The organism is Burkholderia sp. MSMB1498 (genome assembly GCF_001526245.1).
GTDB classification, from domain to species: domain Bacteria; phylum Pseudomonadota; class Gammaproteobacteria; order Burkholderiales; family Burkholderiaceae; genus Burkholderia; species Burkholderia savannae.
The window spans coordinates 1-572 of record NZ_LOYJ01000022.1; the positions used below are offsets into that span (position 1 = coordinate 1).

Here is a 572-nt window from a genome sequence, read left to right on the forward strand (position 1 = left end):
CCCATGTCCGAGAACGGATGGATATGGTGCGCCGCGTCGAGCGCGCGATATTCGGCGCTCGTGCGGCGCTGCTGCGCACTCGCGCGCAGCGGCTGAACGAGGGCGATGTCTTCGGTTCGATACGTCACTTCGATCTCCTGAATGCGTCGTGCATACGCACGCTCAAACGTGCAGCAGCAGGTGCTTGCGCTCCCACGAGCTGATCACGCGGAAAAATGCTTCGTACTCCGTTTCCTTCAACGCGAGATAGGCCTTCACGAACTTCTCGCCGAGCATCTCGGCAAGCGGCGCGCACGCGCTCATCAGCGTGAGCCCTTCCTCGAGATTGCGCGGCAACTGGTACGGCAGGCTGTAGCCGTCGCTCGCGAGCGGCTCGGTCGGCTCGAGCGCCTGCGTGACGCCGAGGTAGCCCGCCGCGAGCGTGCCCGCGATCGCGAGGTACGGGTTGCAGTCGACGCCCGGAATCCGGTTCTCGATCCGTCGCGCGGCGGCCGCCGAATGCGGAATCCGGAAGCCGACCGTGCGGTTGTCGTAGCCCCACTGCACGTTGATCGGCGCGGCCATGAAGCGCG

At 65.9% G+C, this 572-nt stretch carries 1 pseudogene; it reads right to left on the reverse strand.

The features are described from left to right. Nucleotides 1-162: 162 nt before the first annotated feature. A pseudogene (locus tag WS91_RS04785) lies at nt 163-572 on the reverse strand (glutamine synthetase); the annotation flags it as partial.